General features: G+C 34.3%; 13 protein-coding genes and 3 pseudogenes. 8 read left to right on the top strand and 8 right to left on the bottom strand.

From position 1 onward, the window contains the following. From KFD70_RS28825 to KFD70_RS28805, 5 genes and pseudogenes are all read left to right on the top strand, one after another. Positions 1–84 (top strand): annotated as a pseudogene (locus tag KFD70_RS28825) (IS6 family transposase); the annotation flags it as partial. 157 nt (positions 85–241) lie between these two features. Beyond that, a complete protein-coding gene (locus tag KFD70_RS28820; RefSeq protein WP_336454416.1) occupies positions 242–436 on the top strand; it encodes a hypothetical protein in 195 nt (64 codons plus the stop codon). Continuing rightward, positions 403–1,206 carry a dimethylarginine dimethylaminohydrolase family protein gene (locus KFD70_RS28815; RefSeq protein ID WP_336454417.1) on the top strand — a complete coding sequence of 268 codons (804 nt, stop codon included), beginning with the start codon at positions 403–405 and terminating at the stop codon, positions 1,204–1,206. The genes KFD70_RS28820 and KFD70_RS28815 overlap by 34 nt, the downstream gene beginning before the upstream one ends. 46 nt (positions 1,207–1,252) lie before the next feature. Further along, on the top strand, positions 1,253–2,497 hold the full coding sequence (locus KFD70_RS28810) for an ATP-grasp domain-containing protein (RefSeq protein WP_336454418.1): 1,245 nt from the start codon (positions 1,253–1,255) through the stop codon (positions 2,495–2,497). 138 nt (positions 2,498–2,635) lie between these two features. Further along, positions 2,636–3,889, top strand: coding sequence for a flavin monoamine oxidase family protein (locus tag KFD70_RS28805; protein ID WP_336454419.1), 1,254 nt, complete (start codon positions 2,636–2,638; stop codon positions 3,887–3,889). Between the two features lie 155 nt (positions 3,890–4,044). On the opposite strand, the pseudogene KFD70_RS28800 reads toward KFD70_RS28805, so the two are convergent. Continuing rightward, positions 4,045–4,616: pseudogene (locus KFD70_RS28800) on the bottom strand (IS6 family transposase). Positions 4,617–4,971: 355 nt separating this feature from the next. Here KFD70_RS28800 and KFD70_RS28795 point away from each other — a divergent pair. Then, entirely contained in the window at positions 4,972–5,571 is a 600-nt protein-coding gene (locus KFD70_RS28795; RefSeq protein WP_336454420.1) for an undecaprenyl-diphosphatase, read from the top strand. Positions 5,572–5,628: 57 nt separating this feature from the next. Here the strand turns inward: KFD70_RS28795 and KFD70_RS28790 are convergent, their stop codons facing one another. From KFD70_RS28790 to KFD70_RS28775, 4 genes and pseudogenes are all read right to left on the bottom strand, one after another. After that, positions 5,629–6,315 (bottom strand): IS6 family transposase, encoded by a 687-nt coding sequence (locus KFD70_RS28790; RefSeq protein WP_336454421.1) that lies wholly within the window; start codon positions 6,313–6,315, stop codon positions 5,629–5,631. Between the two features lie 33 nt (positions 6,316–6,348). Further along, entirely contained in the window at positions 6,349–6,723 is a 375-nt protein-coding gene (locus tag KFD70_RS28785) for a hypothetical protein (RefSeq protein ID WP_336454422.1), read from the bottom strand. After that, positions 6,716–7,372: pseudogene (locus KFD70_RS28780) on the bottom strand (IS4 family transposase); the annotation flags it as partial. The gene KFD70_RS28785 and the pseudogene KFD70_RS28780, both read right to left, overlap by 8 nt. A gap of 158 nt (positions 7,373–7,530) precedes the next feature. Then, positions 7,531–7,917, bottom strand: a complete 387-nt coding sequence (locus tag KFD70_RS28775) for a carboxymuconolactone decarboxylase family protein (protein WP_336454423.1) — start codon at positions 7,915–7,917, stop codon at positions 7,531–7,533. A 158-nt stretch (positions 7,918–8,075) separates the two neighbouring features. Here KFD70_RS28775 and KFD70_RS28770 point away from each other — a divergent pair, with 158 nt between their 5' ends. Then, positions 8,076–8,450 carry a MerR family transcriptional regulator gene (locus KFD70_RS28770; RefSeq protein WP_336454424.1) on the top strand — a complete coding sequence of 125 codons (375 nt, stop codon included), beginning with the start codon at positions 8,076–8,078 and terminating at the stop codon, positions 8,448–8,450. A 453-nt stretch (positions 8,451–8,903) separates the two neighbouring features. Here the strand turns inward: KFD70_RS28770 and KFD70_RS28765 are convergent, their stop codons facing one another. Both KFD70_RS28765 and KFD70_RS28760 read right to left on the bottom strand, forming a co-directional pair. Continuing rightward, positions 8,904–9,191 carry a hypothetical protein gene (locus KFD70_RS28765; protein WP_336454425.1) on the bottom strand — a complete coding sequence of 96 codons (288 nt, stop codon included), beginning with the start codon at positions 9,189–9,191 and terminating at the stop codon, positions 8,904–8,906. After that, positions 9,191–9,490 carry a DUF2089 family protein gene (locus tag KFD70_RS28760; RefSeq protein ID WP_336454426.1) on the bottom strand — a complete coding sequence of 100 codons (300 nt, stop codon included), beginning with the start codon at positions 9,488–9,490 and terminating at the stop codon, positions 9,191–9,193. The genes KFD70_RS28765 and KFD70_RS28760 overlap by 1 nt, the downstream gene beginning before the upstream one ends. A gap of 280 nt (positions 9,491–9,770) precedes the next feature. Between KFD70_RS28760 and KFD70_RS28755 the strand changes: the two genes are divergently transcribed. Next, positions 9,771–10,415: an IS6 family transposase gene (locus KFD70_RS28755; protein WP_431613545.1), complete on the top strand. Its 645-nt coding sequence runs from the start codon at positions 9,771–9,773 to the stop codon at positions 10,413–10,415. Here KFD70_RS28755 and KFD70_RS28750 read toward each other — a convergent pair. After that, on the bottom strand, positions 10,355–10,851 hold a 497-nt coding region (locus tag KFD70_RS28750; protein ID WP_431613544.1), incomplete at its 5' end, for an IS6 family transposase. The genes KFD70_RS28755 and KFD70_RS28750 overlap by 61 nt on opposite strands.

The raw sequence follows: 10,851 nt of genomic DNA, 5'->3' as shown, positions 1-10,851 counted from the left end.
CTATATAAACAAAGGCGAAGTCTTCAAAGAGACTCCGCCTTTTCAACGTACAATGAACTTCAACAATTACTAGCTATTTCCTAAACATTGTTCCTCATTTACCAACCTGTTTATGCTTTTTTCAAACTTTGCAACAGAACCGTTCATCTTCAAAAAATGTTTGACCTTTCGAATTTATAGTTTTATAATTTTCTGAGAAATACATTTATTTACAAATTTAAAAATAAAGTGAGTGATTGGATTGACTACAATTATGAAAACGTTAGACCTATTAGAGTTTACTCCATCAACTTTGGAAGAAAGCGAGGGATCTTCACCTTGGCTTTCAATTCATGAAATGAACCGTCCTGCTTTGCTACTATCACCACCATTTGGCCTCTCAGCAGAGATTCCGAATAATGCTTGGATGGAGAGAATGAGCCCAGAAGGCGATTAGTAAACCTTCCGCGTGCTGTAGAAGAGTTTCATGGTTTTGTTCATAAATTAAGTGAAGACGCATTAGTCTTTCAGCTTCCACCTTACCCTGGTTTACAAGATCTTGTTTATGTTGCAAATTTAGGTCTAGTCCCAGCCCATGTCCCAAACACTGTAGTTTTATCAAACTTTAAATCTACACCACGTCGTGGTGAAGATATTGTAGGAGCTAATTTCCTTTCACAACTTGGCTACCGAGTAGTTAGAGCACCTTATTTCTTTGAGGGAGAAGCAGACTTTAAGCATATACGCAACAATGTTTACGTAGGTGCTCATGGTATGAGAACATCCCGTAAATTCTTACAATGGTTTGAGGAAACCTTTGACGCACATGTCATTCCTTTTGAGATGAATGATCCGTTGTGCTACCACCTAGATGGATGTGTACTCCCATTAACAGAAGAAAAGGTGGCTGTATGTGTGGATCTTGTAGACAATAAAACAATCAAAGAAATTGAAAAATTTGCTGAGATTATACCTGTAGCACAAGTTGATGCACAAACTGGAGCGTTAAATAGCGTTGTGTTAGGTAATAAACTATATAATGACTCAATTATTGATTCTCTTTCTAAAGATAACCAAAGATATGAGCGAGAGTTATCTAAAGTTAAAGCTGTTGAAAGAATAGCTCACTTCGCAAATCTTAATCCGACTTTGGTTCATATGTCTGAATTTGAAAAGTCTGGGGCATGCCTCTCTTGTTTAGTAATGCATTTAAACTGGAAAAAATAATCTCATATTAGAATGTCATAAAATTAAATATCGATAGGAGAATTATATGGGTGAACAACGTTCCATTCTGTTACTAGGTTACCGTCAGGAGTTAGTGGAAGTTTGTCAAAGATTAGGTATAGAGGTAACAACTTTGATTGATCCTTGGGAGCCAATAGAAAACCTCCCTCCTTTAAAAGAGAATGAAGATAGGATTTTTGTGGAGAATCTTTCAAAAGACGAAACTATACTGTGCTCCTTAGCTAGAGCTAGGAAGCTTAAATTTGATGCTGTATGTACATATGATGAGTATTTTGTGGTTAATGCTGCTCTTCTGAGTCATGCACTTTCCACTCCATATATGGATTCAAAAATTGCTGTAGCATTTAGAGATAAGTATTATCAAAAGAGCTTGCTACGAGGTATTGTTCCCGTGACGGATTCTTGGATAATTGATGATGTAAAAGATTATAAAATTTCAGAAGATCATCCATACCCAGTAGTAGTTAAGCCAGTAACTGGAGCAGGAACTGCTGATACACAAGTGGCTCACAATGCAAAAGAGTTACAGGAGTTCATAGACCATTTAGGTAACCGACATAAGAATCATAATGACCCTGAATCACCACGTAGTTTAGTAATCGAACGATTTGTAAGCGGAGAAGAGTGGCACGTTGATGGCTGGATCTCAGACGGTGAAATTCAGTTATTTACAGTTTCAAAATATGCTTTTCCGTTAATTGGTATAAAGGATGGAGGAATTGTACAAAGTATTACATTACATCCTAATACAAATAAAGAACTTTACAAGAAAATAAGTTTATTCATCACCAAATCTTTACATGCACTAGGACTAAGTAATGGTGTATTCCATTTAGAGATGTTCTATTGTTCTAAAAATGATGAGTTTATATTTAGTGAATGTGGAGCCCGTGTTGGCGGTGGTCTTATTTACTCTGCGTTTAAATCTATGTTTAACATAGATTTGTATGAGGTATTGATAAAATTATCATTAGGTGAAAAAGTTACAGTACCTCGTTTAGAGGCTAATCATTGCACTGGTTGGGTATATTTACCTTCTGTATCTCCGGATTTAAAGTCATTACCTGATCGTTCTGTACTAATGAACTTACCTGGTGTAGATCATGTTGAATACAGTTGGAATCCAGGGCAAGCAGTTCCTGATACAAAGGTAGATACCACACAGCGAACAGGTATGGTACTAGTTTTAGGTGAAAGTTATCAAGAGGTTGATACGCGTATAAAGAATGTCTTAAAAGTATTTAAATCTTATACAAACGTTAATGTTTAATAAGTTATTCTTTAAAGCTACTAAACGAAAAGTATATGTTTACTGAATAAATAGTACTAGTTGACATACATTTGGTATTTATGGTTTGATATTTATTTCATGCTAAATATATGGAAAACGTCGCAAGGACTGGTAACTTTGAAATATTCTAATCATACAACTACAGATGTAGATGTAGTTGTAATCGGTGCTGGTGCTTCTGGATTAGCAGCAACTCGGACTCTTCTAAATTGCGGTAAAACAGTTCTTACTCTAGAAGCGAGGGACAGAATAGGAGGACGAGCTTGGACAGATACATCAATATTTGGGATTCCATTTGACCTTGGATGTCGTTATCTACATGACGGACCAGTAAATCCATGGGTTGAATATGCTAAAGATAATAAATTTGAATTATATCCAGAGTCTGAGCATCTTCATTTTTTAAAAGCTGGAGGTACTCCTTTATCCGCAGAGGAGATTGGTGATTTTGAACATAGATTTAATAATGGAATTCGTTTAATTTTAGATAAAGGAAAGGTAGGAAAGGACATATCTGTTAGTTCCATATTAAGTACAGAAGACAAATGGGAAAAATATGTTGCTAATATGTTAGGTCTATGGACATTCGGTATAGAGACTAACATGTTGTCTACCCTTGATTTTTATCAGGCAACAGGTCATGGACAAGATTGGTTTTGTCGCCAAGGATATGGTAACGTTATTAGTCATTATGGTCAAAATATTCCTGTTAGATTAAATACTCCTGTAAAACGTATCCAATGGGGGGACCATGGAGTTACTCTAAAAACAGATTCAGGTACAATTAAAGCAAAGACAATTATTATAACTGTATCTACTGGCGTTTTAGCATCTGAAAATATTATCTTTGATCCTCCTTTACCGTCTTGGAAGACTCGTGCTATAGAAGAACTTCCTATGATTAAATGTAATCATATTGCTCTAAAGTTTGAAAAAGATATCTTCGATTTAGGAAGCGATCAAGCAATTTTATTAGAAGATGATTATAGGATAGGAATTACAAGCAACATTTCAAATACTAGCATGGTTTTAGTATGGGTTGGTGGAAAGTTAGCATCTTACCTAGAGGAAGACAGAAAGGAACGATCTATTGAGTTTGCTTTAAGTAAGATAGAATCGCTTTTAGGAACAAAGGTGCTTCAAGATTACACCAAAGGAGTAACTACTAGTTGGGGGCAGGATCCGTGGAGTTTTGGTTCATATTCAATGGCGAAGCCAGGAAGTCATCATTACCGAAAAAGTTTATGTCTTCCAATTGACCAAAAATTATTCTTTACTGGTGAAGCTTGTAATAACAAATATATATCAAGTTGCCATGGTGCATTTCTATCTGGTGTAGACGCAGCAATAAGGGTCTCTAAAGTTGTATAAATATTAAAAATAATCCTCATTATAAATATATAGTATTTAATTTTATACTAAATTTATATAAAGCTCAGGCAAAATATAGTTTGCCGGGCTTTATATGTTATAAAAGGTTCTGGTGCAAAGATAATCTATAAAAAACGTAGGATATGAATTTTCTGCTAACTTACGGATTTTGATACGATACCGAACAGCTTATCAATGAATTCTTTTCGATTTTGGACAGATTTCACCCCTTGATGAACCTGCTTCTTTTTAATCATATGCATCGCTTCTATACCACTCAGTATGTAAGTGGCTGTACGAAATGATTTCAATCCTAACATAGAACGAGCTCGCTTCTTTATAAAACGATGATCCTGTTCCACGATATTGTTTAAATATTTCTTTTGGGTTCTGTTGCAAAGTTTGAAAAAAGCATAAACAGGTTGGTAAATGAGGAACAATGTTTAGGAAATAGCTAGTAATTGTTGAAGTTCACTCCCTTAACTTTGATATAAGTCTCATCCAAATGCCAAGATAAGCGTGCAGATTTATTTTTCACTTTCCAAATTTGATAGATGAGATTGCCATATTCATGAACCCATCGCATGATGGTTGTTGGGTGAACTGAAATACCACGTTCTTTCAGGATTTCAGATACATCGCGATAACTTAAAGAAAAACGGCAGTAGTAGCCGACAGCTACTAAAATAATATCTTTCTTGAATTGTTTTCCTTTAAAATACCTCATGTCTGATTCTCCTAGATCTTGTTTTCTAGAGTGTATCTTCATGTAGAAAACTTTGCAACAGAACCCCTTACGGGCTATTACGTTTTCGGTAAAGAAAAATAATAATTTTTCATTCAACAACTATACCGAAGTCATATTCGGTATAGTAAAATACTTCAAAAACTTTAAAACTGACGAGTGGCTTCAAAAAGAAGTAATCGTTGCCGTACCCGATTAAAAGATTCGCTTTTATTTGTAGCCGCTTGAATTGTGCTTCTTAATTCCTCGTCCGATAAATGTAACATTTGAAGCTACCTAAGGTTTGAAAAACAACAAAAAATTATAGAAATATACGCACTTAAGGAGAGATTTGAAAATGTCTTTTTCTCAATTAAATATTGATGCTTTTCGAGCTATCAATGATTTAGGTAAACAATATTCGTTTCTAAACTCAACCATGATATTTTTGGCAGAATATATGGAGTATTTCTTAGCTTTAATTATTGTAGTGTATTGGTTTACTCGATCTAATCAAAATAGAATGATGGTTGTTCAAGCGATGATTGCTTTTGTGACTGCTAAGATAATTGGAAAACTCGCAGGGGAATTTCATTTGAATTATCAACCATTTGCAGTATTACCTGATGTTAATAAACTTGTCGATCATGCAGTAGATAATTCATTTCCTAGTGACCATACGATTCTATTTTTTTCAATTTGCTTTTCATTTTGGCTTGTTCGTAAAAAGGTTGGATGGTTATGGCTTGTGCTTGCATTCTGTGTAGCTATCTCTCGTATCTGGGTAGGCGTTCATTATCCTTTCGATGTCGTAACGGGAGCTTTATTAGGAAGTATTTCAGCATTATTTTCGTATTGGTTAACACCTAAAATTACATTTATCAAAGAATTACTTAAACTTTATGAAAAAATGGAGCGAAATGTCTTACCATCCAAAAACAAATCGAAAGACTTTTAAGGGTTCTGTTGCGAAGTTTTGTTAAGGCTAAGTGATGCCAACAAAAAGTTGTACATTTTATGCGATTATTAGTAGCTCCTGTAATTCATTGTATGTCGAAAAACCGGAGTCTGAGCCAAGACTTTGGTTTCGTTTATATAAAGCATGAATGGTTTCGATGCCTTTCAAGGTACGGGAAGCGTGGCGAAGATTTTGAAATCCTGCGGATTTGGAAAATCTTCGCTTCACATGCCTATGGTCCTGTTCAATGAGATTGTTCAAATGCTTGATTGTACAATGAGTTGTATTTATATAAAAGCCTTGTTCTTTTAATTTGTTAAATGCGCAAAGTAATGCTGGTGCTTTGTCTGTAGTGAGAACCGTTGGTTCTCTAAACGTTTTGACCAATCTTTTCATAAAGGCATAGGCAGCCTGATGATCCCGTTTTTTACGAAGTTGAATATCCAATGTGTGCCCGTCTTTATCAATTGCACGATATAAATAACACCATTTTCCTTTGACTTTTATATAGGTTTCATCTAGTTTCCAAGATAATGGAACGTTTTTATTTTTCTTCTTCCAAATTTGATAGATAAGATTTCCATATTCATGAACCCATCGCATGATGGTTGTTGGGTGAGCCGAAACACCATGCTCTTTCAAGATTTCAGATACATCACGATAACTTAAAGAAAAACGACAATAGTAGCCGACGGCTACCAAAATAATATCCTTTTTAAACTGTTTTCCTTTAAAATACCCCATATATCATTCTCCTGCTCACACTTTTTCTACAGGTTATCTTAGTTTAGAAATCTTTGCAACAGAACCATAATAATGACATATGTCTACCCTTGAATAAAAGTATTGATAACACTTTTCATATAATTTAGCTTTTATAGGTTCAAGTGAAATGAAATTTTCCTTATAAAAATTTTTGTTATCTTCATGACCAATAAGCTCCATCAGATGTACATATGCTCCTTTAGAATGTGCAAAATCAATAATCTCATCTAATTCATCTACATTTAGTTTTGTAACTGGACAGTTCACTTGATATCTTTCTAGTCCCTCATATATACCTACAGCATCTAAAGCTTCATTTTTTAATTCAATTCCATAAATTTTTTTATGTTTCTTCGGATTAAGAGTTGTAATACTATGAGTTAACATAGAATACTCCCCGTTGATCCATCTGATCTAAATCTTTTAGAGAAAAGTATCCTAAATCTCGAATACATAAATCTCCTGGGCGTAAGGTATCCAAACACTCTGTACCAAAGGTTTTATCATTGTTTTTACCTGGTTCCATTTGAAAATTGAGGAATTTTCCACTATGTAAATCGTACTCTAGCTGAATCTTAATACCAGCTGTTTGTGCACATCCTCCTGAACCAGGGTAAATAGGGGCCAAATGATTGGGTACTTGAAAAATAGTAGCATCTAAAATACGTATACGTTGAAAATAAGCGGTGTATTGGTTTGAGATTTGAGACGAATCGTTTAGTTTGCTTTTGATTAAAAGGGAAAATACAAGCTGTAGAAATAAAGCAGCACATCGGTTAAAACGTTGATTAAGTCCTTCTGGACTCATAAGTGTAGCTGTATTTGCATAAAGCTGACTACATAATCGAGTAAGGGAACTACTTGCTACGTGTTGACTAATCCAAATACATAAAGCAGCCAAATCTCGCGCGCCATACTTACTTTTACGTTTTACAAAACCTGTCTCCTGTGCGAGTTGTTGAAGAATATGTGGAGATAGATATCGCTGTAGCTCTTCAGCAAACAAATGAAACTTATTTTGAATCGAAAGATTCATACAAAAACGCCATCCTTTCTGTATATTTCTACAAAGAGAATAACGCTTTCTATGAATTATGGGTATAAATTCATCTTAGGTTGATAGTAATTGTATAGTGCCCCCTATTATAAAAAATAAGGTAATTGATTCGACTGAGCTTATTCATTAATAGTATCTTATCCTAAGTTCAGCTTACGTTCTTCAAAAATTTGTTTTGCCACAAAGATTGCATTAAGGACTCGTGGAAAGCCCGTGTAAGGGATGCAGTGCATGATTGCTTCTACTATCTCATCTGGTGAGAGACCAACATTAAGTGCCGCGTTAATGTGGACATTAAGTTGTGGTTCACAGCCACCCTGTGTAATTAGTGATGCGATTGTAACCAATTGACGTTGTTTAAGGTCTAATCCTTCTCGAGGATAGATATCACCAAAAACAAATTCAACAACATATTTACCAAGATCAGGAGCAATATCTTTTAGTGAATCTATAACACGTTGTCCACCTTCTCCATCTACTTCCATTAGTTTTTGCCAGCCACGCTGATAACGTTCATTACTCATTGCATTTGCCTCCTAAAAATTTATCAATTTAAATTTTTAATCATTTAGTACGTCTATGTTGCATAGTATCAATTGATTAAAAAGTAACTCTTGATTAAACGTTACACCTTAGAGTGCACTCTAAAGCAACCCCTTTTCTTTGTGTTATAATGAATTTTATGGAAAAGATATTTACTATTAAACAAATTTCAAAAATAACGGGACTTACTGTGCACACTTTACGTTACTACGAAAAAATTGGGTTACTTCATGAGGTGAGCCGAGATATCAATGGTTATCGTCAATATTCAGAAGCTGATATTTCTTGGATCAATTTCTTAATCCGTTTAAGAGTAACAGGAATGTCAGTCACAGATATGAAACTTTTTTCTGATTTACGAAGTCAAGGTGAACCTACAATAAGCGCTAGACGAAAATTGTTAGAAATACATCAAAACAAAGTCCTTAAAGAAATTAAAGAGTTGAAGGATAATCTGGTGAAAATTGAAGAAAAGATTGATTACTATAAGAAGATGGAAGAACATAGGGAATAACCATTTTACATTATCATTTATGTCAAAATTTTAGGGAAGGATCTACTGAAAAAATGAGCTGACTTCTCAGAATAACTATCTGTAGAGAAAGAAAATTTTCATTTAGGGGGTATTTCAAAACCTTAGCTTGATAGCGATGTGGCGGTACCCCACATCCATCAACCTAACAAAAATAAACTACCCCAAAACGAAAAAAATGAACTAAATTCTCATAGATAACTGGAAAGTAATAAAATTTTCGTTTCAAAATACTAGCTTGATGGGTATGGGCTGAACCCCTAAAAATAGGTTTATTAGGAGTAGAAGAAGCAATCGTGCCGAGAAGTGCAAAGTAAAAACAAAAGCCCATTTTGAAAAAATTTTAATCAAAAATAGGCTCTTGTTTTCTAGATAAGACTAACATTGTTATGAAAAAGTCAGATCAAACTTGATAGTTAATTCTATAACAAAACATTACATATTCTGAACTTCAATTTTCTCCATTTCTTTCTCTCTTTTCTTTGAAACATGCACACGGCCTGATACCCAAATTCCCATTAAAATTACTGTCCCAAATACACCTAAAAAAATTAACTCCTTACCATTACCATCTTTAAATAAGTTTGTCATGTTTCCATATATCAAAAACAAAATATAAAATGTTGGTAAAATTGCTCCAAAATATACTTGTTCTCTTCTCGAAAGAAAATGTTGGGCTACTAAAATTACAATTGCTACTATAAGTTGAGTCAGATTGCTCATTAGACGTCATCTCTTTCTTTTTTATATTTATCAATTATTATTTTTGCTACATCTAAGCTTATACGTTCATCAATGACTAGATTCTTTACCATATTCACAAACTCAACATCATCCTCTTTACTATGGAGTTCAATTTTTTTGATTAAATTATCTAGCTTTGTTCGAACCGTTGGATAGGATACACCATATTCTTTAGCCATATCCTTTAAAGAACCAGAGTTCAAAATGAATTTCCTTATAAATTCTACGTTGTTTTTATCTAATGCCAAAAGCCAAGATGGAATTTCATTTCTTTCCATAACACACCTCCTTATTAATAATATTAAAATATTTATTAATATTATTCAATCTTTTTTAAATAATATTAATAAACCTGTACTTCCATATAGGGATCACCATACATAATCATCAACTCAGGAGATTTTAATACCCTCAAATACCAAAAAACGTTATCCTTTCTAAACAAGCTAAATTAGGGATAGCGTCACATCGCCATCAAGCTAAGTTTTCACACGGTTCTGTTGCAAAGTTTTCTAAATGAGGATACACTCTAGAAAAAAGAAGCCAGGAGAATCACAAATGCGATATTTTAAAGGGAAACAGTTCAAGAAAGATATTATTTTAGTAGCTGTCGGCTACTACTGTCGTTTTTCTTTAAGTTATCGCGATGTATCTGAAATCCTGAAAGAACGAGGTATTTCAGTTCACCCAACAACTATCATGCGATGGGTTCATGAATATGGCAATCTCATCTATCAAATTTGGAAAGTGAAAAATAAATCTGCGCGCTTATCTTGGCATTTGGATGAGACTTATATCAAAGTTAAGGGAGAATGGCGTTATCTCTATCGTGCAATTAATAAAGATGGACACACATTGGATATTCAACTTCGTAAAAAACGGGATCATCAGGCTGCCTATGCCTTCATGAAAAGATTAGTAAAACATTTTGGAGAACCTACGGTTCTCACTACAGACAAAGCGCCGGCATTACTTTTCGCATTTAACAAATTAAGAAAACAAGGATTTTATCAGACTACAATCCATCGTACAATCAAACATTTTAATAATCTCATAGAGCAGGATCATAGGCATGTAAAGAGACGGGTTCTGTTGCAAAGTTTCCGAAGACATAAAGAGATGGAGAATATTGTGGACCAGTTTTATGAAACTATTAATAATTCATGTAATGCGTTATACGTCGAAAAAACGAAGTTTGGTTGAAGACTTCGTTTTTGTTTGTATATGGCATGAACAGTTTCTATACCTTTAATAGTACGTGAGGCATGGCGAAGACTTTGAAACCCTAAAGAACGGGAGAATCGACGTTTCACATGTCGATGATCTTGCTCAATGATATTATTGAGGTGCTTGATTGTACGATGAAAGGTATTTTTGTAAAGACCTATCTCCTTTAATTTTTTGAATGCGGAAGCTAAAGAAGGGGCCTTATCTGTCGTCAGAACCGTTGGTTCTCCAAAAGTTCGAACAAGTCTTTTCATAAAAGCATATGTTGCTTGTGTGTCCCGTTTTTGACGAAGTTGAATATCAAGTGTTTGTCCCTCTTTATCAATTGCTCGATATAAATAACACCATTGCCCTTTCACCTTGATATAGGTTTCATCCAAACGCCAAGATAACAATGTGTTTTTGTTTTTCT

This window comes from Bacillus pfraonensis (assembly GCF_050768835.1).
Classification (GTDB): Bacteria; Bacillota; Bacilli; order Bacillales; family Bacillaceae_G; genus Bacillus_A; species Bacillus_A pfraonensis.
This window is presented reverse-complemented; position numbering and strand designations above follow the sequence as displayed.

What these genes read in the sequence shown, in the direction of transcription:
- KFD70_RS28810 (WP_336454418.1), top strand. Translation starts at nt 1,253, where the DNA reads ATGGGTGAACAACGTTCCATTCTGTTACTAGGTTACCGTCAGGAGTTA.
- KFD70_RS28795 (WP_336454420.1), top strand. Translation starts at nt 4,972, where the DNA reads ATGTCTTTTTCTCAATTAAATATTGATGCTTTTCGAGCTATCAATGAT.
- KFD70_RS28790 (WP_336454421.1), bottom strand. Translation starts at nt 6,315, where the DNA reads ATGGGGTATTTTAAAGGAAAACAGTTTAAAAAGGATATTATTTTGGTA.
- KFD70_RS28785 (WP_336454422.1), bottom strand. Translation starts at nt 6,723, where the DNA reads ATGTTAACTCATAGTATTACAACTCTTAATCCGAAGAAACATAAAAAA.
- KFD70_RS28775 (WP_336454423.1), bottom strand. Translation starts at nt 7,917, where the DNA reads ATGAGTAATGAACGTTATCAGCGTGGCTGGCAAAAACTAATGGAAGTA.
- KFD70_RS28770 (WP_336454424.1), top strand. Translation starts at nt 8,076, where the DNA reads ATGGAAAAGATATTTACTATTAAACAAATTTCAAAAATAACGGGACTT.
- KFD70_RS28765 (WP_336454425.1), bottom strand. Translation starts at nt 9,191, where the DNA reads ATGAGCAATCTGACTCAACTTATAGTAGCAATTGTAATTTTAGTAGCC.
- KFD70_RS28760 (WP_336454426.1), bottom strand. Translation starts at nt 9,490, where the DNA reads ATGGAAAGAAATGAAATTCCATCTTGGCTTTTGGCATTAGATAAAAAC.
- KFD70_RS28755 (WP_431613545.1), top strand. Translation starts at nt 9,771, where the DNA reads ATGCGATATTTTAAAGGGAAACAGTTCAAGAAAGATATTATTTTAGTA.